The following is a 21,843-nucleotide window of genomic DNA, read 5'->3' as shown; positions in this document are numbered from 1 at the left end:
TTGGAAATTGGCATTCCACCCGCTAACCAGTCGCCCATGCACGACGCCCGCATTGACGCCCTCGCCCGACAGTTGGTCCGCTATTCCACCACTTTGAAAAAGGGCGAAAAAGTCCTGATCGACTTGTATGACGTGCCGGACTCCATCGGACTCGCCCTCATCCGCGAAGTCCGGGCGAAGGGGGCGCTGCCGTTCGTGAAAATCCACCAGAGCCGCATCACCCGCGAGATGATGAAAGGCGCGGAGGACGCCCAATACGAAATAATGGCCAAGCACCTGCTCGCCGAGATGCAGGACATGGACGCCTACATCGCCATCCGGGGTGGAAACAACATCGCGGAAAACTCCGACGTCCCCGCCGACCGCATGCGTCTCTCGATGAAACACCTGCGCCCGGTGATCGACCACCGTGTCAAGAAGACCAAGTGGTGCGTCCTGCGCTGGCCGTCGTCCTCCATGGCCCAGCAGGCCGGCATGAGCACGGAGGCATTTGAAAAATTCTACTTCGACGTCTGCCTGCTGGACTACAAGGCGCTCATCCCGGCCATGAACGCCCTCAAGAAGCTCATGGACAAGACCGACAGCGTCCACATCACCGGCCCCGGCACGGATCTGCGGTTTTCCATCAAGGGCATCAACTCCATCGTCTGTGGAGGGAACTACAACATCCCGGACGGCGAGGTCTTCACCGCTCCCGTGCGTGACTCGGTGGAAGGCGTCATTTCCTACAACGCCCCCACCATCTACCAAGGCATCCCCTTCGACTCCATCCGGCTGGAATTCTCCAAAGGAAAAATCATCAAGGCCGAGGCCGGATCCAAGACCGCCCAGCTCAACAAGATCCTCGATAGCGACGAAGGCGCGCGCTACATCGGCGAGTTCGCCCTCGGTTTCCACCCGGCCATCCGCGAACCGATGCGCGACATCCTGTTCGACGAGAAAATCGCCGGGTCCTTCCACTTCACTCCAGGCCAGGCCTACGAAGATGCCGACAACGGCAACCGCTCGCAGGTCCACTGGGACATGGTCAACATCCAGCGCAAGGACTGGGGCGGCGGTGAGATCTACTTCGATGGCAAACTCATCCGCAAGGACGGCGTCTTCCTGGTGAAGGCTCTTGAAAAGCTGAACGGCTGAAGTGTCCCGAAGGGTTCACCCATCAGCGCGGAATGCGCCAACGGGTGAACCGGATCGGAGGAAAAGAGCCGGCAGATCCAAGGAATTTGCCCAGCCCTGGTAGCGGGCTGACCTTGATCCCTGTTTTACCGACCGTCGTGCGCCGCTTTCAGCGCGGCGATGTCCAGCTTCTTCATCTCCAGCATCGCCGCCATCGTGCGGTTCGATTTTCCGGCGTCCGGGTCACCCAGCAATTCCGGCAGGATCGAGGGAACGACCTGCCAGGACACGCCGAACCTGTCTTTCACCCAGCCGCATTGCTGGGCCTCGACCGGACCGCCTTCTGCGAGATGATTCCAGAAATGATCCACCTCTTCCTGCGTTTCGCAATCGATCTGGAAGGAGATGGCTTCGGTGAATTTGAAGAGAGGTCCGCCGTTCAATCCGGTGAACGCCTGTCCATCCAGCTCGAACGCCACCACCATCACCTCGCCCGCTTCATGGCCGTGATGCTCTTTTCCCACCTCGCCGTAGCGGCTGACATGGGTGATCTTCGAGTTCTTGAAGATGGAGATGTAAAACTCCGCCGCTTGTTCCGCCTGGCCGTCGAACCACAGGCAGGGCGTGATCTTTTGTTTAGGTTGCATGGCCGTTTTTCGGTTGGATCCGGAATCAGCCCGGACACTCGCCGCAGGTCATTTCCCGCGCGGCCTTCTGCATTTCCTCCTCGCTCACGTCCCGGACGTGCGTGGCGATGGACCATGCATGCCCGAACGGGTCCACCACCAGCCCGTAGCGGTCTCCCCAGAACATGTCCGCCGGTGGCATCTTCGCCGTGGCTCCCGCCTCCACCGCCCGGGCGAAAAGCGCGTCCACATCCGGCACCTGGAGGTGGAGCGTCACGGACGAACCGCCACGGGCATTCGGCCCGAGGCACTGCCAGTCCGGCATTTCATCCACCAGCATCACCATCGAGTCGCCGATGCGGACCGCCGCGTGCATGATTTTCCCATCCTCCGTCGGGATGCGGCGCACCTCCTCGGCATTGAAAGCTTTTTTGTAGAACTCGATGGCGTCCGCCGCTCCGGCACAAACCAGATGCGGGGTGACAGTGTGCATGCACAGCTCGGATTCGGCTCTGCCGGTCGTGGTTTCTTCAGTGGTGCTCATGGCTTTTTGGCAATTGTTGTGGTTGGAACGATGGATCAGATCGATCCATTCAGTAGCACAACGAACGGCGGATCGCAAACAGGACAGGGAATCCGAAGTTTTTCATTTTATCCGTTTTCCCGCGCCGCGACAGACCAACCATCCGGGAGCCGCCGATCAGGGGGCGGTGGAATCCGGAGCTCCGGGGAAATAACCGGAAACACCGGGTCGTATCGCTTGCCCCTCCGCGGAATGGCACCATCATTTCTCCAACCCATAACCCATGAGATTCCCGATCCTTACCTTGTCTGTTTTGTTGATACCCGTGCTCCCCGCCGCCGAGGTGGTGAAGGCCGGGGCCGGCTCCTACCTGAACGGCCTGCCCGCAGGGGTGAAGGGGCCGCCGGAAATGATCTATAAAACGGATGAAGCGAAGGGTCCGATGCCGACGAACGACTGGTGGAGTTCGCTGGCGTGGATGCCCTTGTCAGATGCGATGTTTCCCCATCCGCTGGCGGTGAAGGCGGTGGAATCCGGCCTGCGCGTCTGGTATCCCGGCTCCGCCATCGCCGCGAGCGAGGCGGCCATCATGGGCGGCGGTGGTGAGGACCTGGTGATCGGTCACTCGGCGGTGGCTGAATTCTCCGAAGCCCGGGTGGCGGACTGGAGCGACTGGTTTGTCACAGCGCAGATGGGGGAAAAGACGAAGGGCATGCGGCTCACCTTCGGCCACGGCTCTCCCTTCGTCTTTGCCGAATATGCGGGCGGCGATCCGGTGGTGACGCTGAACCAGGAGGCGACGTTGTTTCACGGTGGGGAAAAGGACGCGGTGCTGGGAGTGAAGATGGGCGCGAGATACTATGGCCTGTTCGCTCCCGCCGGATCGACGTGGAAAGGCATCGGCACGAAAAGCCTGGTGGCGGTCACCCATGGAAAGTCCTATTTTTCCATCGCCCTGCTGCCGGATGATTCCGCCGCCACCTTGGAGCTTTTCCGCAAACACGCCTACGCTCCTGTGACGGATTCCAAGGTGGCATGGTCGTATGACGAAAAATCCGCCACGGTGACGACAACGTTTTCCGTGACGACAAAGCCCCACGAAGCCAGCGCTCCGGGCACCCTGCTCGCGCTTTATCCGCACCAATGGCGGAAAACGAATGCCTCGCTGAGCGGCAAAACCTATCAGAGCGTGCGCGGTCCGATGAAGCTGGCGGCGGGTGCCGGGTTCTCCACCACTGCGGCACTGCCCGCCGTATTGCCCTCCCTGCCGTTGACCCCGAGCGTGGATAAGACCGAACTCCGGAAAAATCTGGCGCTCGATCTGAAAGACCCGCCGCAACTCACCGGCGACACCTATTGGCTCGGCAAACAGTTGGGCAAGTGGGCGACGATGATTCCCCTGGCGGAGCAGGCGGGCGACACCGCCGCGGTGGAGGAATGCACCCGCCGCATCCGCACGGCGATGGAAAGCTTCCTGACCGCGAAAGACCCTGCCGATACGGATGTCTTCGCCTATGAGCCGAAGTGGGGCACCCTCATCGGCTACCCCGCCAGCTATGGCAGCGACCAGGAGCTGAACGACCACCATTTCCATTACGGCTATTTCCTGCGTGCGGCCGGAGAGCTGGCCCGCCGTGATCCGGCATGGGCGGCGAAGTGGAAGGAAATGCTGGACCTGCTGACCCGGGACGTGGTCGGCACGAACCGCCAGGACAAGATGTTTCCCTTCCTCCGCTGTTTCGATCCCTACGCCGGGCATTCATGGGCGAGCGGACATGCCAAATTCGGCGATGGAAACAACAACGAGTCCTCCAGCGAAGCGGCGAACGCGTGGTTCGGACTGCTTCTGTTGGGAGAAGCCACGGGGGACAAGGCTCTGAGGGATCTCGGCGCGTGGCTCTACGCCACCGAGATTTCCGCGATCGAGGATTATTGGTTCGACGTCCGGGACGACCTCCATCCCGCCAGCTACACTCCCTCCGTCGTCACCATGGTGTGGGGAGGAAAAGGCGCGAACGGCACTTGGTTCAGCGGAAACCCCGAGGCCGTGCATGGCATCAATTTCCTGCCCGTCACGGGGGCCTCGCTCTACCTCGGCCGCTGGCCCGGATACGCGGAGAAAAATTATACCGCCCTCGTGAAGGAGAACCTGGCCGGCGACACCGCCGCCGCATTGAAAGACAAGAAGCCCGCTCCCTCCCACGACGGCACCGGCTTCGACCAATGGGCGGATGTCATGTGGATGTACCGCGCGCTCACCTCTCCTGCCGATGCCCTGCGGATGTGGGAAAAACGTCCCGCCGATTTCAAACCGGAAGCCGGCAACTCCCTCTCCGCCACCTACGCCTGGCTGAATGCCTTCAAGGATCTTGGAACCTTGGACAAGGACGTCACTGCGGACACGCCGTTCGCGGCGGTGTTTCAGAAGGAAGGCAAGCGGCACCACGTCGCTTGGAATCTCGGCTCCGCGCCAATCATCGTGAAGTTCAGCGATGGGACTTCGGTGGAATGCCCGCCGAAAAGTGTGAAAATGAAACCCTGAGTCTTCAACCCGCGAAACAAAAAGGGATCACGCACCCGGCGTGATCCCTTTTCAGATTGAAGACGAGGCCTGCTGTTCAGCGACGACGGCGCGCAAGACCAAGCAGAGCGACGCAGCCGAGCAGAGCGGATGAAGGCTCGGGAACAATGTAGGCCGAGAAGTCCTGGGTGTTCGCACCGGAACTCCATTGGTTGGGAGCGCCGAAGGTGCTGGTGGACCCGTCGTTATAAGGAGAGGTCAAGGTGATCGATGGCGAAGGATTCGCCTCAAGCTTGAATATCTCGCCGGAACCCACTCCGCTACCCACATAACCCACGTGGTTTTCTCCGGCCGGTCCGAATACGAGAGCGGAGGAGGCATCGAAGATAGCGACCTGCGTGTTGGTCTGGTCGATGGGGAAGCTGCCGTCGTATCCCGGTCCGCTGGTGTTCACGTAGGTGGCGTCGCCGATGTAGATATTGGTGTGCGCCCAGCCGAGGGTCGTGAAATTATTGACGGTGTTGATTGCGGAGTCGAAGCCGCCGCCGGCGGTATTATCCTCATGGAAGGTGAGAATCGTTCCGGCCAGCACGTTCGACCAATAGGACGCGTTGGAAAGGGTGAAAAAGCCCACATTGGTCGTGCCAGCGTTATCGATCCTGACCGACCATCCACGCATGTCCACGGTCGAGCCGGCGGTGCCGTTTCCGACAACAACCAGCTCGAACCAGTCACCCGGCGTGGTGGTGCCGGCGGCATTGATCTCGTTGACGATTACAGAGGCTCCGGAAGCCAGCGAGGGAGCGGCCAACGAAATGGCGGCGACAATGAGTGAAGGCAGGTTTTTCATATGGGCAATGATCGTAGGATGGGGTAAGAACCAGACACATACTCCGACGACGTGACGACTATTTCAACGAAATCGAAAAAAATCTTCGTTGCCGTCAAATTATTTTGCCTTGGCGGGTCGGGTCTCCGTGCTACCACAAGGCCATGAGCGACACGGCAACACGCATCCCGGAAGACATCAAAACGGCCATGAAGGCGAAGGACACCACGGCGCTCAACGCCTTGCGCGCCCTGAAGAGCGCCCTGACCAATGCCTCGATCGAAAAAGGCGGTCTCGGCACTCCGCTTGATGAATCCGAGGTGCTCGCCGTCGTCAGAAAGCAACTGAAACAGCGGGTGGACTCGTGCGAGCAATTTGAAAAAGCCGGACGCCCGGAGCTCGCCGCCACCGAGAAGGTCGAGATCGGGATCCTCTCGCGTTACCTTCCCGCAGCCCTGACGGAGGAAGAACTTCTCGCCATCATCGAGCAGGCGGTGGGCGACACCGGAGCAACCGGCAAGGCGGACATGGGCAAGGTGATGAAACGCGCCCAGGAACTTGCCGAAGGCCGCGCCGACGGAAAACTGCTTTCCGCAGCGGTGATGAAACGTCTCGCCTGACCACCGGAAACCCGGTTGGCCTCGCGGCCGGGACACGCCGTGGAATACCAATTTCCTGCCAAGAAGACCGAACCACCCGACCATCCCGATCATGTTAGATCTCGCCATCATCGGCGGCGGAGCTTCCGGCTTCTTCACCGCGTTGCAATACGCGGAAATGACACGGGGGAAACGCGTCGCGCTTTTTGAGAAAGGCAGCCACTTCCTGCAGAAGGTCCGCATTTCGGGCGGAGGCCGCTGCAATGTCACCCACGCGTGTTTCGATCCTGCGGAGATGTCGAAAAACTACCCGCGCGGCGCGCAGGAACTCCGCGCCGCCTTCCACCGCTGGCAACCTGCGGACACCATCGGGTGGTTCAGGTCTTGCGGAGTCGAACTCAAGACCGAAGCCGACGGGCGCATGTTCCCCGTGACCGACAGTTCGGAAACCATCATCGGCTGCTTTCTCGAAAAAGCCCGCCAGGCAGGGATCCCCCTCCATCAGAACCACGCGCTCACCGCCATCACCCGCGAGGACGACGGCGGCTTCACGCTTGGTTTCGAAAATACCGCCGGGCCGGTCCGGGCCCGGGCGGTGTGCATCGCCACGGGTTCCTTGAAAGGCAGCTCGCTGCTCCAGCATCTCCTGAAACTGGAACAGACGCTCCAACCACTCGTACCGTCGCTTTTCGCATTCAACGTCTCGGACCGGCGGATCAGCGGACTGGCGGGTGTCTCCCACCCGAACGTCTCCGTACGTTGCGAAACGGGGGGAAAACCCCGCTCCGGACCAATCCTCATCACCCACCGTGGTTTCAGCGGCCCGGCCATCCTGCGCCTGTCCGCGTGGGAGGCGCGGGATCTCGCCGCGGTGAACCACCACTTTCCCTTCCTCATCGACTGGTTGCCGGAAATGGGATCCTCAACGGTCCTCGAAAAATTCGAGGAAAGCCGCCGGACCCATGGCGCCAAGCTGGTGCGGAACAGTCCCATCCCGCCCATCTCGCGCAGGCTGTGGGAACGAATCGTCAGCTGCTGCGGCATCACGGATGAGACAACCTGGGGCCAGTTGCCGAAAGCCTCTGTCAGAAACCTGCTGGACGCGCTAAAGGCAGCCCGCTTCGAGGCCCAGGGGAAAACGACCAACAAGGACGAGTTCGTCACCTGCGGGGGGATCGATCGCAAGACCATCGACTTCCGCACCATGCAAAGCCGCAATGTTCCGGGGTTGTTCTTCGTCGGCGAGTGCGTCGACATCGACGGCATCACCGGCGGGTTCAATTTCCAGGCGGCGTGGACGACGGCACACATCGCGGCGACGGAGCTTTCGAAACTCTGAGCAACGGAAACGCCGCATGCGTTCCGCTTATTTGCTTTGCGCGGAAGGCCTGAGACCTGAAATTACCGCCCAGAGATGGATTTCCTCAAACGACATCCCTTCCCCGTTCTCGCGCGTTTCGAGCGGGTGGTGGCATTGTCCTTCGCTTTTCCAGAAACGACACTCGCCCCTCTGGTCCCGGCGGGTTTGGAAATCGACACCCATGACGGCTACGGTTTCGTGACCGTCGCCCTGGTCTGGACCAAGGGGTTGCGGCCCGCCGGTTTTCCCGGAATCCTGGGGCGGGATTTTTTTCTCGCAGGTTACCGTATCTTCACCCGGATGCGCGACGGATCCGGAAGAAAATTACGAGGACTCAGAATTCTGCATAGTGAGACGGACAAGCGTGGCATGGTTGTCCTCGGAAATCTGATGACCGGATACAATTACCGGAGAGTCACCTTGGAAACCACTACGTCAGGGTCAGGCACACGGATCATCACAACACTTCCCGACGGCCGGACAACGCTCGACATCACTTATGATACCGGGACAAGGGATGCGGCGCTGCCACACGGCTCACCCTTCGCGGATTGGCGGACGGCGCGTCGTTTCGCAGGCCCCATGCCTTTCACTTTCAGCCCGGAAAATGATGGCCGGTTCGTCGTGATCGAAGGCAGGCGGGCGGACTGGACACCGCGTCCCGTCGCTATCCGCGACTGGCATGTCGGACTGTTCGAGGAACCCCCTTTGGCCGGCACTGCACCGATCCTCGCCAATGCGTTCACCGTGGAAAACATCCCCTACCGGTGGAAACGGGGGCGGATTGTCAGACCGGGAGGGGCGTATGAATGAGCGCGGCAGGTGGCAGGGCATGTGGACGATTGTCAGGTTCAACTGGCCGATCTACGTCACGGCTCTCGCGGTCATGTTGGTCGCGGCCTACGGGTGTCTTGCCAGCGGACACCTGCAGCTGGAAATCGCTTGCGGAGTGGTCATGGCGGGTTCGCTGTATTTCCTGGCAGGCTCGCTGGGAGTCTCCCATTGGGTCTACGACCGCTCGGACCTGTACCGGTGGTCGTGGCTGGTCCGTGCCATGCGCGGGGCGGGAATGGAGCGGATCATTTTCTGCCATTCGGGCTTCGACGAGGCATCCGGCCAACTGCGGCAGCGTTTCACCGGGACACGATGGACGGTGCTCGATCACTACGACAAATCCCGGATGACGGAAGCATCCATCCGGCGAGCTCGTGAGGCGCACCCGCCCACACCCGACAATCTGACGGCACCTTATGACCGGTGGCCGGTGGATGGCGGATCCGCCGATGTGGTGATGGGCCTGCTCGCGATCCACGAGCTGAGGAGTAAGGATGAACGCATCGCCTGGTTTGCGGAAGCAGGGCGCTGTCTCAGATCCGGCGGGCGTGTGATCCTCGCGGAGCACACGCGCGACTTGGCGAACTTCGTTGCGTTCGGTCCCGGATTCCTGCATTTCCACAGTGCCGCGAGCTGGCGGACATGCTGGCAACGGGCGGGCCTGCATGTCACCGATGAGTTCCGGGTGACACCCTGGGTGAAGGTTTTTGTGATCACTAAACCATGATGGAAATACTGACCTTTTTGCTGAGGCTGGCCGGAGCCGGACTGGTCCTGCTGGCGGTGTCGCACATCCCCATCGGCCGTCATTTGAAATGGACCGAGGATGCGAGAGGAATGTCCCCGGTAAACCGGTCCATATTCCACGTGCATACGATTTTCATCTGCGTGGTGCTGGTGATGATGGGGCTCCCCTGCCTGTTGGAGCCCCGGATTTTCCTCGAACCATCCCGGGCGGGCTCGTGGCTCGCCTGGTCAATCTCCGCATTCTGGGGACTGCGGCTCTATTTCCAATGGTTCGTCTATCGGGCGGATCTCTGGCGGGGCAAACGGTTGGAGACAGCCATGCACTGGTGGTTCACCTTCGTCTGGATCGGACTCGCGGCCCTTTTCGCCCTCTGTGGAATGTGGCAGGCGTGGATCAGCGGCTGACACCTGTCTTTGGCGATCCGAGCGCCCAGATCCATACCAGCGTGAGGAACGCGAGGTTCAGCACCACCATTCCCGGAGCTGAAATCAGCAGGTCCCGCGCGAGGAGTAGCTCCAGGAAGTTCATCGAGATGATGGCCGACGTCTGCACGAAGGCACACGACTTCCGCCGGTAGCGGCTGTATGCCCAGAGCCCCAACAAAATCTCCATCACTCCGATGGCGGTCGTCGCGGTGCCCGCCACGGACTCTCCGAGTATCCTTTCCACGATCTGACGGTGCCTCGGGATGCCGTCCGCCAGCTTGCTGAAAAGTCCGTGAAACACCCAGACGGATCCGATGAGAATCGTGAGAGCGAGATGAAAATTCCTTGAAGCCGGGCGTGGAGACATTCTGACGATTCGGTAACCGTGACGGGTTCGGATACGCGGCCAAAGCCGGAAGATCAGTCGTGGAGATAGGTCTTCGGACGATAGAAGCAGGCGAAGGGAATGAAGACCGCGGCGGTTCCAAGGACCAGCCAGGTGAAAAAGCGGAAGTAAGCGGCGCCTTCCAACTTGCTCTGGCCGCCGGAAAATTCCGTGCGCTGGAAGCCCGCTTCGGTGATCTTTTCCGGAACACCCAGTTCGGCCTTGCGGCGGCTCAGCCAGCTGGATTCGGACGAAGGCCCGCTGCCGCTGACTTTTTCAATAATGATGCCGATGTCCCACTTTGTCTTCTCCGTCCGGTCCGGACCGGCACTGGAGATGCGGGCGTGGGAGGAGTCGATGACATCATAGACCAGCGGATTTCCCCATGGGTCCTTGAAGTCCCGGAGAATCTCCCTGCCTTTTTCTTTCGAAGGAAACTGTTCAGCCGAGGCCGCTTCGATCCGCTCCGCCGCGGTGAGGAAATTCTGGCGATCCGGGATTTCCAATGAATCGAGACGCCCCTGGCTGCAGCGGGCGACGAAATCGTCCGCGGTGCCGGTGACCGCGTCATACCCCGGCAGGACCACGTTGCGCGGCGAGTTCTGCCAGTCGGCGGGGAGTTTGGCGATGGCTTCTTCCAGCTGGATGTTGGCGGCGGAAGGGATGGCGATGAAGTGGTTCACCTGGGCGGTGAATTGGTTGCCTCCCCACACGGAGAGCCAGAAGAGGGACATGACCCAGGACTTCATGGCTTTGGGAGCCTGGGTGTAGGCGAACTCCAGACCGACGATGGCGACCATGATTTCCGCAGCGGTGATGATGAAAAAAGCGGCCATCTGCCATCCGATGGAAGGACGCTGGCCGGCGTCGATCCATGTCTGGACGAGGGTCACCAGCGCGAACGACGCGGTCATCAGGATCATGCCAAGGCCAATCTTCCGCAACGGTGTCAGGGGGAACACCCTGTTCAGCCACGGATAGATGACGAAGGTGAAGAGCGGTATAAATGTGAGGATGAGGATCGGGTTGATCGCCTGGATCTGCGATTCCAGCCAGGTGACGCCGAGGAATGTCAGGTTCATCTGCTCGGCCTGGAGCACCCAGGAAGAGCCGGTCTGGTCATAGAGCGACCAGAAGACCGCGATGAAGGTGAAGAGCGGAATCAGTTTTCCGAGGGCCACGATGCCGTCACGCGAAAAGGCTTCTTTGAAAAATCCCGCACCGGAAGGCGGGATGTGGACGAAACTGTTTCGCCCGAGCCAGAACATGAAGGTGGCGATGGCCATGAGCACACCGGGGACACCAAAGGCCCAGTGGGGGCCATGCCATTTCAACAACCACGGAGTGAGGAGGGTGGAGAAAAACGACCCGAAGTTGATGGAAAAGTAGAACCAGTTGTAGATCCGCGTGATGAGATGATGGTTTTTCTTCCCGAACTGGTCTCCCACGTGTGCCGAAACGCAGGGCTTGATGCCACCCGACCCGACGCAGATGAGGAACAGGCCCGAGTAGAGCCACCAGGGTGAGTTCCCGAACGACCCCATGCAGGCAAGTGCGGCGTGGCCAAGGCAGTAAACGACGGAAAGCCAGAGGATGGTCCGGTATTTGCCGAATAAAACATCCGCGACGAGCGCGCCCAGCAAGGGGGTGAAGTAAACCCAGCTGGCGAACTGGTGGTAATTCTCCACCGCTTCGTTCGCACTCATTTCACGACCACCGGTGCCATCCATGAAGTGCAGGTACTGGAGCATGAACACCACGAGGATCGTGCGCATGCCATAGAACGAGAACCTCTCGGCGGCCTCGTTTCCGATGATGTAGGGGATGCCGGGCGGCATCTTTTCAGTTTCGAGAGGGGCGGTGCGGTGGGACATGGGGTTTTATGGTTTCAAGGTCACTTCACGAAAAACGGTTTCCAACTGGGAGACGATGCCGGGCCAGCCGAGCGTGCCGGCGGTCTCCAGGGCTCCGGCGGAGAGCTTCGCGCGGAGGTCCGGATCCAGCAGCCTTTCAGCGGCGGCGAGGAAGGCCGTTTCATCTCCTTTTTCCACCTTCAGCAGATTTCCGCCGTCGGTGCCGTGCCAGCCTGCGGCGGCGTAGTCGTAACCGAGCGTCGCAAGACCGCTGGCCATGCCTTCGATGAGGACGTTTCCGAAGGTCTCGGTCTCGCTGGGAAAGAGCATGATGTCGGCGGAAGCGTAGCAGGTCGCGAGTTCCTCACCCAGAAGATAGCCGGAGAACCGCACTTCGGGGTGGTCCCTCTCCAGCCTGGCGCGCGCCGGTCCATCTCCCACGACGATGCAGACCATGTCGGGACACGTCTCCCGCATGCGGGTGAACGCGCGCAGGGCGAGACCGATGTTTTTTTCCGTAGAGACGCGTCCTACCACCAGGGCGATGGGCAAAGCACCTTGCGCGCCGAATTTCCGACGGAATTCCTCACTCCGTTTCCCCGGGTTGAACAGCCTGGTATCCACCCCGCGCCCCAGCACCGCGACCTTGGTGAAACCCGATGCCACGAGCTTGTCCCGGGCGTCCGGCGAGGGCACGAGCGTGCGGTGCAGGCGCTCGTGGAACCATTTCTGATAAAGCCAGACCTGCCGTCCCACCCAATCGACTCCATATTTCTGAAGGTACTCACGGAAGTTCGTGTGAAAACCACCGACCAGCGGGATGCCCAACCGGATCGCAGCACCGGCGGCGGAAAACCCGAGCGGCGTCTCGATCGCGACATAGACGACATCCGGCCGTTTTTTCCGCCACCGGCGGAAAAGCTCTCCAGGCAATGGCGCGCCGACCTTGATCTCCCAATAGCCGGGAAGAGGCCAGGAAAACACGGTGGTCTCGCCGGGTCCGCACGCCCTCCCCGAGCGGATGACCTCCACCTCGTGTCCAAGTTCCCGCAATCCGGAGCAGAGGCGGTGCAATGAAAACGCGACTCCGTTGACATCCGGCGCGTAGGTGTCCGTGACAACTTCGATATGGAGGCATTCTTCACGCATCATCAGATCTCGGGTCATGGGTGTCCCCGGCGGGCCATTTTCACCCAGCCATGTTTTAAAATCGACAATCCCTGCAGGTACCAGGGGGGCTCGCTGTTCGCCACACCGCCGGCAATGAGCTTCGCCACCTGGAGGGCTGTCGTGAACTCACCGCTGAGCGGATTCAAATAACGGGGGTAGCGGATCAGGGCACCGCAAACCAGTTCCTCGACGGTCAGCCGCCTGGACCGGCGGCCACAGGCGAGATGGTCCAGCGTGAGGCCCCATCCCGCATAAAAGGGCATCCCATGCGTCACCACCGGCACCTGCCTCAGGATCGCTTCGAATCCCACGGTGGATGTCATCGTGTGGACGACATCGCAGATATCCAGCCAATCGAGGACGTTCCCCTCGGTGACGATCAGATCCGCCACTCCCGCAGCCGCATCCGGAATGATTTTCCCGTGACGGGCACCGGCCACCAGGTCCGGATGGGCCTTGAAGATCAGATACGCTTCCGGTTCGAGCTGCCGAACCCGCCGGAGCAGTTCGCCATTGGACTTGATGTCGGGGCTTCCGGCCTTGATCGACGCATCCGCCTCCACCTGACCCGGCACCAGGATCACCTTTCGTCCCTGTGCCATGGCTCCATCCCACGTGATCCCGTGCGCGCCGACATTGTATTTCGTCAGACGTTTTTCCCGGAGGAACTGTAGCAACTCCCGGGCATCCGCCATTTCGGAAAAAGTGAATGATCCCTTTTCCAAGATTGATTCGAGACGGCTCGGCGTTCTCGGATCGAAGTAAATCCCCTCGTCATCCACGACCCAGGAAAGCGGTTTATGGAAGGTGGCCCCGAGTCCGGACGAGCGCAGGAATCCATCCTCCACCCGGACCACAGGTGTCTGGATGGATTCGGAAGCCGGAGCCCCACCCCAGAGCAGACACTTGCCGCCCGGGAGGGATTTCATCATTTCCACCGCACCCGCGGTCGAGTCGGCATGCATGAGTTCGGTCCCGGGGGCTGAAAAAAATCCGGCCGCCAGCGCGCGTTGCCATGGCGTCCAGCCAACCGTCACCCGCGATCCGGCATCCTCGGCGGAGATGGAATGCTGGAGCGCGACATGGTCGAGAACGCGCTCCAATCCACATGGCTCACCGCTGTCGGGATCGAAATAATGACAATACTGAAGATAGGCGGCCTCAAAAAGCCGGGAAAGGCTCACAACGCCGCGCCTCCTGGCCACCTCGCCCCGGCAACGGTCCTCGGTGAGTCCCCAACCCGCGTAAAAATTCCAGCCGTAGGTTTTCACGCGGCGTCCATGAATGAGGCCCTCCATCCCCATCAGGGAAGTGGCCGCGTAAATCTCATCACAGAATTCAAAGCACCGGGCGGGCGAGATGTCCGGAGGGAGCAGCCGCACCCGGGGTTCTTCAAAGACCCAGGGTGAAAAACACGAATGCTTGCCCCGGTAGCGATGGTCCGGATGCGCCCGCAGATAGACCACTCCCGTGGGATGTTCATCCAACGCGTCGCGGACCATTCGATCGAAGTCCGAGGGAGCCACCGCGCCACATTCAAGCGACTTGTCCCCTTTTGTCTGATCGACCACCATGACTCCGGACTCCCCAGGGAGCCAGTCGCTGCGGAAATCTCCGGGGTACCAATTGTATTTCGAAGCCCGGGTTTCCCGGAATTTCGCCAGCAGGGACTCGACTTCGTCCGGCCGGCTCCGGGCACGATCCATCCATCCGACGGATTCTCCTGTCTCCAGAGCGGTGACCAGATCGCTGTTCCCGGAGGCATCGTAGTAGATCCCCTTCGAGTCGGCGACCAATCCATACACCGTGCTTTTTCCCGGTTTTCCGGACCTTACGAACGCATCTTCCATTACCAGAAGCGGTGTCCCATCCTTCCTGGCGGCACGGACCGCGGACCGGCCGCTCGGCCGGTATCCCCATCCCGCCGACACGGTGGACCCGCCGACACCAAGTTTCGAGACCATCGCGTCAAATCGCGGGTGACTCCGCAATTTACGGAACAACCATTTGATTTGAAGCTCCTCACGGGCGGACATGAGCCACAAGGTCCCTCCCGGCGCCACCGCTTGTCAATCCTCTCCTGCCCGCCGGAATTGTGAAAAGGGCTATCGCGCTAGGCTTGACAGCAAGTCCGAAAACATCTTCAAGGGCCTGCCGTTGAGCGGCCATCCTGGTAGAGCAAGCACATTGCAAACCGCGAGCTTCGTGCTTGCTGAAGAATCCACTGAATCCCATTCCATGACCCACTACCGGTTCACGCTAAGCATTGTCAATTTGGTAATTCTGGTTCCTCTCGCGTCATGTGCGTTCATGTCCCAGCCAGGCCCGCAGAAAACAGCGATCAAGGAAGGCCAGGTTGCTTACAACCTCGTCGACATCCATTCCCGCGCGGATCTTCCCAGCCCTGCTTCCGACTACGGGATCGGACATGCCCCACCCCCCATCAAGGGAAGCGCTTACTCGGATAAGGTTAGGGCAAGAGACTCCCTGCGGTTCGTCATCACCGATCTTTCCGAACAAAGTCCGTTCTCCACCCACGGCTCTCCGTTCACCTTCGGACCGATCGAAGTCCCGGAAGACGGAAGAGTGAACATCCCCTACGTGGGCGAACTGAAGGTCATCGGCAGGGACACCGCCGATATTTCATCCGAACTTGACGAAAAATTGAGACCGGTTTCCAAGACCGCCCAAGGCTCCGTCGGCCGCACCGCCCGCATCCCGCACACCGCCAACGTCATCGGCGAGGTGAGGAACCCCGGACCCGTCCCCTTGGAAAAGAGCTCGATCACCTCGCTGGACCTGCTCGCGGTTTCCGGAGGCCCCATAGAGGCGGATCATCTTTACAAATACACGCTCCGCCGGAATGGCCAGGATTACGTATTTGATTATCAAGGATTCCGAACGAACCCGTTTCCTGTTGAAGAAGGGGATCTGCTGACCGTGAACTCGGACACCTCGCACCGGTTCCATGTGATGGGAGCGATCAACAAGCCGATGACAGTTCCATTTCCCGTTCCATTCCCAACCTTGGCGGATGCGATCGGCGCCGCCTCCGGATTTGACGAGAGACGCTCCGACCCCTCCGGCGTTTTCGTGTTCCGCAAGGGCAACCCAGACACCGTCTACACCCTCAACTTGAAAGACCCGGCCTCGGTACTGCTGACACAGCGGTTCGCGATCAAGGGAGAAGACATCGTTTATGTCACCGAGGCTCCGCTCACCCGTTGGAGCAGGCTGATTTCGCAACTGTTGCCGGTTTCCCAATTCTCTCAAGCCGCCTATAACTTGGATCGCATCCGTCAGTGACCAAACCATCGGAAATGTTGAAACTGTCGCCATTGCTTGTACCTCTGCCCTGGCTCATCCTGTCAGGCTGCATCCCGGAGGGGCGGCCCATCCCAATCCATCGCACGCCGGCCCAGAGCCGTCCCGCCACGGGACCAACGATCGCAGGAACACCTGATGCGCCTGAACTCAAACGTCTGAAAAACGGCCACTACCGGGTTCGCAAGCCATGGACCGTCCGCGTCGGTGGGCGTGACTGGCACGTCCCCGCGGGTTACACTTCAAATGGAATCACGGCTCCGGTGAAAATGAAAAGCATGCTCGGAGACGGAGTGGAGCACTCCACCACCTGGGCCGCGGTCTTCCATGACTGGCTTTTCACCCAGCCGGGCATCAGCCGGACACAGGCGGATCAATTGTTCCATGAGTTGTTGTTGGCATACGGGGTCCCTCCCCACAAAGCCCGATTGATGCATGCCACTGTTTCCGCTTACTCGCTTTCCAAGAGCCTGCGTTGACATTTTTCCCAGCCAATCCCTATGCGTGCACAGGTTTCCATCCCCAAACGATCTCCTTGGGCAAGCCAGATACTGGTCATCCGCGCCTTGATCAACCGTGAGACGGCCACCAAGTTCGGCCAATACAAGCTCGGTTTTTTCTGGATGCTGTTTGAACCGCTGGTGGGCGTGGTCATCGTAGGCATGCTGATCGGCTCCATCGCCGGGCGCACGGTCCCCGAGATTCCATACTCCTACTTCGTGCTCAATGGAATGCTCCTGCTGAGGCTCTTCACCAGCCCGCTTGGAGGAGGGGTGAAGGCCCTTGAGTCAAGCCAAAGCCTGCTCGTCTACCCCACCGTCCGGCCATTGGACCCGATCATCGCGCGTTTTCTCTTTCATCTGATAAACACAGTGCTGGCCTTCGCGGTTTTCTGCCTGATCGGGCTTTGGGTCGGCATAGACATATCTTTCATGGATTTGGACACCCTTGCCATCTGCTATCTGCTGACCTGGCTCAGCGGCTGCGGTCTCGGGCTGATATTCGGCGTCGGAGCGGCCCATTATAACGAGGTGGAGAAGATCTTGCTGGTGATCCAGCGCCCGCTCCTGTTTGTCTCCGCGGTGATGTTTCCCATCTCCGCCATGCCGGGGCAGGCCCAGGAATGGCTGCTTTGGAATCCGTTGGTCCATACGATCGAACTGAGCAGAAAGGCGCTATTTCCACTCTATCATGCCGAGGGTGCCAACCTGCTTTACCCGGCCATATTTGCGATCGTAACCACCGCGGTGGGGCTCACGCTTTTCCAGCTCAACCGCAACTTCCTCACCCAAAACTGACAACGGATCGCCATGATCGAACTGCGAAACGTCACCAAGTATTACGAGGTCCGGCACGGAGTCCGTTACATTCTCAACGATGTTTCGCTCACGATCCCAAGCCGCACCAACGTCGCCGTCATTGGCTCCAACGGAGCCGGCAAATCGACATTCCTCCGTCTCATCGGCGGTTCGGAACCTGCCAACAGCGGTACGATCCTGACAGATTCCGAAATTTCGTGGCCTCTTGGCCTGGCATCTGGTTTTCAAGGAGTTCTCACGGGACGACAAAATGTGATGTTCGTCTGCAAGATCAATGGCCTCAGCCGTGGGGATACCCGCCAGGTGATCCGGCAGGTGAGTGAGTTCGCGGAAATCGCCGAGTATTTCGACATGCCCGTGCAGACGTATTCGTCAGGAATGCGCGCACGCTTGGGATTCGGTCTCTCCATGGCCTTTCGCTTCGATGTCTATCTGATCGACGAGCTCACGTCCGTAGGCGACACGAATTTCAAGAATAAGGCGAAACAGGCTTTCAACCGGATCTCCCGTCATGCGTCGCTGATCTTCGTATCCCACAACATCAACACCCTCCGCGAATCCTGCCAATCCGGCCTGTTCCTGCGGGATGGCAAGGCTGATTTCTACCCGGACATCGAGGAAGCGATCGCGCATTATGCGGAATACGCCCGCGCCCACAACCACAAGGTCGGCAAGGACGGGGCGATGCGGGGCCTCGATTCGAAGAAAACCCGCATGGCCGAGAGCAAATTCGCTCAGAAGACAGCACAGGAAGCCCAGATCAATTCACAATCCACGCAACCGGCCGTGGACCCCGATAGCAACTCTCAACCACCGCAATGACCGCCACCTATATCCACACCCGCAAAAAGGCCGGAAAATTTCATGCCGTGCTGCGCACTTTGGCAGTCCTCTATGTGATCCTGATACTGGCCGCCATCGGCTATCTATGGACAATGACGCAGGACCGCTATGAGTCGTCCGCCTCCTTCAAAATCGCGAGGCAGGATTCTTCGGCTACCGAGGCCGGATTGGCCCAGCTTGTCATCCCCGGCATTGCGGACTCGAGTTCTTCTGATTCCCAACTGGCGATAGGCTTTGTCGACTCCGCCGATCTTCTTCTGGATCTGGAAAAGGAGTTTTCGTTGATCAAACACTACAGCTCGCCTGAGAAGGACTTCGTTTTCCGGCTTCCTGCGGATTCCCCGCTGGAAGAACGCCTCAAATATTACCGCTCCCGCATCAGGGCGCACTATGACAAAGATACGGGGCTGACCAAGATATCTGTGGACACCTTTGATCCGGTGCTGTCGGAACGCATCGCCGACTACGTGCTGAAAAGGGCGGAAAATTTCATCAACCAACTGAATCAGAATATCGCCCACCAGCGTCTTGATTTCATCCAAAACGAGCTCTCACGGGCCGCCAAACACGTTGAAGATGTCAACACGGAGCTGATCGCCCTTCAAAACAAGCACAACATCATCAGACCCGATGAGGTCATCATGGACAAACTGAAGACCGTGCATGAACTCCGCATGGAGCAGTTGAAGATGACAGCCGAAGTGGACTCTCTCAGCCGGGACTCGCCAAGCTCCCCACGCGTCGAAACATTGAACAGCCGGCTGCGTTCCCTGAACGAGCTGATCGACGTGGAAATGGCGAAACTCTCGGGCCCTGAACAAAACCGCCTGAACCAGATCCTTTCACAATACAAACAACTCGAGCTGAGGCTGGAATTCGCCATCAGGCTCCGGACAGGAACCGAGACCCTTCTTGAAAAAAACCGTGTGGAAGCCATAGCGCAGTCCCGGTTCTTTTCGGTGATCCAGACCCCGTTCCTGCCCGAAGACGTCAACCTGCCGAAACGGCCTTATACCACCGCTACCATTCTGGTCGTGGGATTCCTGTTTTTTCTTGTGCTGAAGGCTCTCGTCCATTCCGTTCTCGAACGTGCGCCCTGATCCAACCGCCAAGGAATCATTCAACCGCCACGGCCCAACGCAGCAGATGTTTTCTTATCAGGAACAATCAGGGAATTTCGCGGCTTGGACCCTCACCCCGCCACGTGATTACAGCAGCGCTGACATCACCGCTGTCATCTGCATCCGCTCTCACGCCAAAAATCCCTGGGTCCTTGATCGCCTGGCCAAGCTGCCGGGATTCTATGATCCCGCTCCGCGATTCCAAATTGTGGATTTTGGTTCTCAGGAGCCCTATTCGGATTCACTCAGGAATCTATGTGAAATCAATGGATTCGATTACCACCGGGTCGACGACGACGGGGTTTTCTCGCTCAGCATCGCACGAAACGAAGGAGCCGAGAAAGCCACCACCGATCTACTCTATTTCACGGACATCGACTTCGTCAGCACGCCCGGTCACTTCGGAGATCTCGCGCGATATGCCATCCAGCATGATTATTCCATCATCCGGGACATCGTCCTCAATATCCCGGCCTATCACCTGACGGAAAACCGGAGCGCCGAATTTTTTGAGGTTCCTGCGGAAAGCCGCGCGCGGTACCTCGCACAGCTCGGCGCCCTGGCGATGGAGGGCCCCAAGGGGGAGTTCGCGGAATTCATCGCCCCATACTCTAACAATTTTCTTTGCACCCGGGATTTTTTCATGATTTCGGGTGGTTACGACACGACGTTCAGAGGCCACGGCTCGGAAGACTTCGAGCTGATGATCCGCTTCGCACGGCATACGCGGAGCGTCGAGCTTCCTGAAGACCTGACCACGGACTGCCAGTCCCCCGTCCGTGACAGCTTTTTCAAACCCCGCCCGTACCAGGGTTTCCGGCGGCTCGGTGAGGCGGTGTCCTACCGCGCCGAAGCCACGGGCTTCAAGACCTTTCACTTGTGGCATCCGACGCCCGTTGGAGATCCTTGGCGGGATCTCAACGACTGGAACAGGAACACCTTCCGGGAATCCGTCGCCAAATACGACGGGCCTCCCTCGAATCTCGCCAAAGTGGATCACCTGTCGCGGGAGCGAAAGGCTCTGTGCGTTTGTAAAGACCCCGAGCACTACGGATATTTCCTGCCTTTCCGCGTGCTTGGCTACGAGCTAAGTGTGCTACAAGACGATTCGGAACAGGAGATCCAGCGGGCCCGCGAGCTGATCGACTCCCGCCAGGTAGATGCGTTCATGATTTTCAACCCGTATATGAAATCCCATGCGGGATTTCATGAACTTTACCAGCTCGCCAAAGAGCGCGGGGTTCAAGTGGTGGTGGTTGAACGCGGCGCGCTTCCCTCGACGATTTATTACGCTCCGGACGTCTCATACAACGATCCTGATTTCCTGGATTATGATGCGGCCCCGTTCACCATTGATGACGAGGCGACCGGCAAGGCCGAAGAAATCTGCAAGAAAATCCGCACCGGCGCATGGACATTGGAAACCCTCGATGGCTACTGGGAAACCCGCCGCAAATACGCTCCGCTGGAGGCCGGCAACAAAATAAAGATCTTCATCCCCTTGCAACTGGCGGATGACCTGGCTGTCACGAAATTTGTCCGCGCGGCACAGAATTATCCGGAATTCGAGGCAGCCATCCGCGAAACCGCCCGAATTCACGGTGATATTGTTTTCGTGGTGAAAGCCCACCCCCTGAATCGGGACGTCTTTTCTGGAAGTGAACCAAACATCATCGTTTGCAACAATCAGGAGAACGTGCATGCCGTCATCGATACCTGCGACTTCACCGTTTGTTACAACTCCGGGGTCGGACTGCTCTCCCTCATCCACGGCAAACCGACCGTCACGATTGGCAACGCGTTCTACAATGTCCATGGCACCGGCCACCGGGCCGACAGCTTCAATGAAGCGGTCAATCTCATCGCCAGAGGGAACTGCCCCCCCCCCGATCCCGCCGTTTTGAAAAGATTCCTCGCCTGGCTTCTCACCCGGAAATATTCGTTTTTCAAGGCGGACGATCACATCAGGTCATTCCAGCACCGCAACTCCCATGGCTATAAGGATATCATGGTGACCCACTTCAACTGGAACGGGACAAGCATGCCGCTGGGCAGGACTTCCGCCATGAGCCGGATTCAAAAAGACTCCTACATCAACGGACGCCTGGGACTCGCCATCGGAACCAGTCCGGATTGGTTCGGAAACCTCGGAATCCACAAACGCGGCCCGTTCAAGTCGTTCTTCCTGAATTATTTCAAACGTCCCTACAGACGGTTCATCGCCCGCCTGAAGCCCTGAATTCCAGC

Annotated in this window: 20 protein-coding genes; 13 read left to right on the top strand and 7 right to left on the bottom strand. The window is 59.3% G+C overall.

The features are described from left to right. The first annotated feature begins 36 nt into the window (after nucleotides 1-36). Complete coding sequence (locus tag JIN84_RS12335) at nucleotides 37-1,137, top strand: aminopeptidase (RefSeq protein ID WP_200351343.1); 1,101 nt, start codon at nucleotides 37-39, stop codon at nucleotides 1,135-1,137. Nucleotides 1,138-1,262: 125 nt separating this feature from the next. Here the strand turns inward: JIN84_RS12335 and JIN84_RS12330 are convergent, their stop codons facing one another. Then, on the bottom strand, nucleotides 1,263-1,763 hold the full coding sequence (locus JIN84_RS12330) for a VOC family protein (protein WP_200351342.1): 501 nt from the start codon (nucleotides 1,761-1,763) through the stop codon (nucleotides 1,263-1,265). A gap of 25 nt (nucleotides 1,764-1,788) precedes the next feature. Continuing rightward, nucleotides 1,789-2,286, bottom strand: a complete 498-nt coding sequence (locus JIN84_RS12325; RefSeq protein ID WP_234043448.1) for a VOC family protein — start codon at nucleotides 2,284-2,286, stop codon at nucleotides 1,789-1,791. A gap of 262 nt (nucleotides 2,287-2,548) precedes the next feature. Between JIN84_RS12325 and JIN84_RS12320 the strand changes: the two genes are divergently transcribed. Further along, nucleotides 2,549-4,807, top strand: coding sequence for a glycosyl hydrolase (locus JIN84_RS12320; protein ID WP_200351341.1), 2,259 nt, complete (start codon nucleotides 2,549-2,551; stop codon nucleotides 4,805-4,807). A 76-nt stretch (nucleotides 4,808-4,883) separates the two neighbouring features. Here the strand turns inward: JIN84_RS12320 and JIN84_RS12315 are convergent, their stop codons facing one another. Then, nucleotides 4,884-5,636 carry a PEP-CTERM sorting domain-containing protein gene (locus tag JIN84_RS12315; RefSeq protein WP_200351340.1) on the bottom strand — a complete coding sequence of 251 codons (753 nt, stop codon included), beginning with the start codon at nucleotides 5,634-5,636 and terminating at the stop codon, nucleotides 4,884-4,886. Between the two features lie 143 nt (nucleotides 5,637-5,779). On the opposite strand from JIN84_RS12315, the gene JIN84_RS12310 reads away from it, so the two are divergent. The 5 genes from JIN84_RS12310 (at nucleotide 5,780) to JIN84_RS12290 (ending at nucleotide 9,560) form a co-directional block, all read left to right on the top strand. Next, nucleotides 5,780-6,235 carry a GatB/YqeY domain-containing protein gene (locus JIN84_RS12310; RefSeq protein ID WP_200351339.1) on the top strand — a complete coding sequence of 152 codons (456 nt, stop codon included), beginning with the start codon at nucleotides 5,780-5,782 and terminating at the stop codon, nucleotides 6,233-6,235. A 91-nt stretch (nucleotides 6,236-6,326) separates the two neighbouring features. Next, a complete protein-coding gene (locus tag JIN84_RS12305) occupies nucleotides 6,327-7,553 on the top strand; it encodes an aminoacetone oxidase family FAD-binding enzyme (protein WP_200351338.1) in 1,227 nt (408 codons plus the stop codon). A gap of 75 nt (nucleotides 7,554-7,628) precedes the next feature. Further along, complete coding sequence (locus tag JIN84_RS12300) at nucleotides 7,629-8,387, top strand: DUF2071 domain-containing protein (RefSeq protein ID WP_200351337.1); 759 nt, start codon at nucleotides 7,629-7,631, stop codon at nucleotides 8,385-8,387. Beyond that, nucleotides 8,380-9,135 carry a class I SAM-dependent methyltransferase gene (locus tag JIN84_RS12295; RefSeq protein ID WP_200351336.1) on the top strand — a complete coding sequence of 252 codons (756 nt, stop codon included), beginning with the start codon at nucleotides 8,380-8,382 and terminating at the stop codon, nucleotides 9,133-9,135. The genes JIN84_RS12300 and JIN84_RS12295 overlap by 8 nt, the downstream gene beginning before the upstream one ends. Then, complete coding sequence (locus tag JIN84_RS12290) at nucleotides 9,132-9,560, top strand: hypothetical protein (RefSeq protein ID WP_200351335.1); 429 nt, start codon at nucleotides 9,132-9,134, stop codon at nucleotides 9,558-9,560. Before JIN84_RS12295 ends, JIN84_RS12290 begins: the two co-directional genes overlap by 4 nt. On the opposite strand, the gene JIN84_RS12285 is transcribed toward JIN84_RS12290, so the two are convergent. Genes JIN84_RS12285 through JIN84_RS12270 form a run of 4 tightly spaced genes read right to left on the bottom strand, consistent with a single transcriptional unit; the run spans nucleotide 9,550 to nucleotide 14,839 of the window. Beyond that, the gene (locus tag JIN84_RS12285) at nucleotides 9,550-9,948 is read right to left on the bottom strand and encodes a DoxX-like family protein (RefSeq protein WP_200351334.1); all 399 of its coding nucleotides are present in this window, start codon (nucleotides 9,946-9,948) and stop codon (nucleotides 9,550-9,552) included. The genes JIN84_RS12290 and JIN84_RS12285 overlap by 11 nt on opposite strands. A 53-nt stretch (nucleotides 9,949-10,001) precedes the next feature. Further along, on the bottom strand, nucleotides 10,002-11,840 hold the full coding sequence (locus tag JIN84_RS12280; protein ID WP_200351333.1) for a POT family MFS transporter: 1,839 nt from the start codon (nucleotides 11,838-11,840) through the stop codon (nucleotides 10,002-10,004). 6 nt (nucleotides 11,841-11,846) lie between these two features. Further along, nucleotides 11,847-12,986 (bottom strand): glycosyltransferase family 4 protein, encoded by a 1,140-nt coding sequence (locus JIN84_RS12275; protein WP_200351332.1) that lies wholly within the window; start codon nucleotides 12,984-12,986, stop codon nucleotides 11,847-11,849. Further along, the gene (locus JIN84_RS12270) at nucleotides 12,983-14,839 is read right to left on the bottom strand and encodes a capsular polysaccharide biosynthesis protein (RefSeq protein ID WP_234043447.1); all 1,857 of its coding nucleotides are present in this window, start codon (nucleotides 14,837-14,839) and stop codon (nucleotides 12,983-12,985) included. Before JIN84_RS12270 ends, JIN84_RS12275 begins: the two co-directional genes overlap by 4 nt. A 460-nt stretch (nucleotides 14,840-15,299) precedes the next feature. On the opposite strand from JIN84_RS12270, the gene JIN84_RS12265 reads away from it, so the two are divergent. From JIN84_RS12265 to JIN84_RS12240, 6 genes are read left to right on the top strand one after another with little or no spacing between them, the layout of a single operon-like run. Further along, on the top strand, nucleotides 15,300-16,295 hold the full coding sequence (locus tag JIN84_RS12265; protein ID WP_200351330.1) for an SLBB domain-containing protein: 996 nt from the start codon (nucleotides 15,300-15,302) through the stop codon (nucleotides 16,293-16,295). Nucleotides 16,296-16,309: 14 nt separating this feature from the next. Continuing rightward, complete coding sequence (locus tag JIN84_RS12260; RefSeq protein WP_200351329.1) at nucleotides 16,310-16,792, top strand: DUF1353 domain-containing protein; 483 nt, start codon at nucleotides 16,310-16,312, stop codon at nucleotides 16,790-16,792. A 21-nt stretch (nucleotides 16,793-16,813) separates the two neighbouring features. After that, entirely contained in the window at nucleotides 16,814-17,611 is a 798-nt protein-coding gene (locus tag JIN84_RS12255; protein ID WP_200351328.1) for an ABC transporter permease, read from the top strand. 12 nt (nucleotides 17,612-17,623) lie between these two features. After that, nucleotides 17,624-18,454, top strand: coding sequence for an ABC transporter ATP-binding protein (locus tag JIN84_RS12250; protein WP_200351327.1), 831 nt, complete (start codon nucleotides 17,624-17,626; stop codon nucleotides 18,452-18,454). Beyond that, nucleotides 18,451-19,575, top strand: coding sequence for a KpsE/RkpR family capsule polysaccharide export protein (locus tag JIN84_RS12245; protein ID WP_200351326.1), 1,125 nt, complete (start codon nucleotides 18,451-18,453; stop codon nucleotides 19,573-19,575). Before JIN84_RS12250 ends, JIN84_RS12245 begins: the two co-directional genes overlap by 4 nt. Further along, entirely contained in the window at nucleotides 19,565-21,835 is a 2,271-nt protein-coding gene (locus JIN84_RS12240; protein WP_200351325.1) for a capsular polysaccharide export protein, LipB/KpsS family, read from the top strand. Before JIN84_RS12245 ends, JIN84_RS12240 begins: the two co-directional genes overlap by 11 nt. Nucleotides 21,836-21,843 lie beyond the last annotated feature (8 nt).

Origin of the sequence: Luteolibacter yonseiensis, from assembly GCF_016595465.1 — a bacterium.
GTDB classification, from domain to species: domain Bacteria; phylum Verrucomicrobiota; class Verrucomicrobiia; order Verrucomicrobiales; family Akkermansiaceae; genus Luteolibacter; species Luteolibacter yonseiensis.
This window is presented reverse-complemented; position numbering and strand designations above follow the sequence as displayed.

Bases quoted from the DNA above. Each gene is read 5' to 3' on its own strand.
- JIN84_RS12335 (WP_200351343.1), top strand. From the start codon at position 37: ATGCACGACGCCCGCATTGACGCCCTCGCCCGACAGTTGGTCCGCTAT.
- JIN84_RS12330 (WP_200351342.1), bottom strand. From the start codon at position 1,763: ATGCAACCTAAACAAAAGATCACGCCCTGCCTGTGGTTCGACGGCCAG.
- JIN84_RS12325 (WP_234043448.1), bottom strand. From the start codon at position 2,286: ATGAGCACCACTGAAGAAACCACGACCGGCAGAGCCGAATCCGAGCTG.
- JIN84_RS12320 (WP_200351341.1), top strand. From the start codon at position 2,549: ATGAGATTCCCGATCCTTACCTTGTCTGTTTTGTTGATACCCGTGCTC.
- JIN84_RS12315 (WP_200351340.1), bottom strand. From the start codon at position 5,636: ATGAAAAACCTGCCTTCACTCATTGTCGCCGCCATTTCGTTGGCCGCT.
- JIN84_RS12310 (WP_200351339.1), top strand. From the start codon at position 5,780: ATGAGCGACACGGCAACACGCATCCCGGAAGACATCAAAACGGCCATG.
- JIN84_RS12305 (WP_200351338.1), top strand. From the start codon at position 6,327: ATGTTAGATCTCGCCATCATCGGCGGCGGAGCTTCCGGCTTCTTCACC.
- JIN84_RS12300 (WP_200351337.1), top strand. From the start codon at position 7,629: ATGGATTTCCTCAAACGACATCCCTTCCCCGTTCTCGCGCGTTTCGAG.
- JIN84_RS12295 (WP_200351336.1), top strand. From the start codon at position 8,380: ATGAATGAGCGCGGCAGGTGGCAGGGCATGTGGACGATTGTCAGGTTC.
- JIN84_RS12290 (WP_200351335.1), top strand. From the start codon at position 9,132: ATGATGGAAATACTGACCTTTTTGCTGAGGCTGGCCGGAGCCGGACTG.
- JIN84_RS12285 (WP_200351334.1), bottom strand. From the start codon at position 9,948: ATGTCTCCACGCCCGGCTTCAAGGAATTTTCATCTCGCTCTCACGATT.
- JIN84_RS12280 (WP_200351333.1), bottom strand. From the start codon at position 11,840: ATGTCCCACCGCACCGCCCCTCTCGAAACTGAAAAGATGCCGCCCGGC.
- JIN84_RS12275 (WP_200351332.1), bottom strand. From the start codon at position 12,986: ATGACCCGAGATCTGATGATGCGTGAAGAATGCCTCCATATCGAAGTT.
- JIN84_RS12270 (WP_234043447.1), bottom strand. From the start codon at position 14,839: ATGGAAGATGCGTTCGTAAGGTCCGGAAAACCGGGAAAAAGCACGGTG.
- JIN84_RS12265 (WP_200351330.1), top strand. From the start codon at position 15,300: ATGTCCCAGCCAGGCCCGCAGAAAACAGCGATCAAGGAAGGCCAGGTT.
- JIN84_RS12260 (WP_200351329.1), top strand. From the start codon at position 16,310: ATGTTGAAACTGTCGCCATTGCTTGTACCTCTGCCCTGGCTCATCCTG.
- JIN84_RS12255 (WP_200351328.1), top strand. From the start codon at position 16,814: ATGCGTGCACAGGTTTCCATCCCCAAACGATCTCCTTGGGCAAGCCAG.
- JIN84_RS12250 (WP_200351327.1), top strand. From the start codon at position 17,624: ATGATCGAACTGCGAAACGTCACCAAGTATTACGAGGTCCGGCACGGA.
- JIN84_RS12245 (WP_200351326.1), top strand. From the start codon at position 18,451: ATGACCGCCACCTATATCCACACCCGCAAAAAGGCCGGAAAATTTCAT.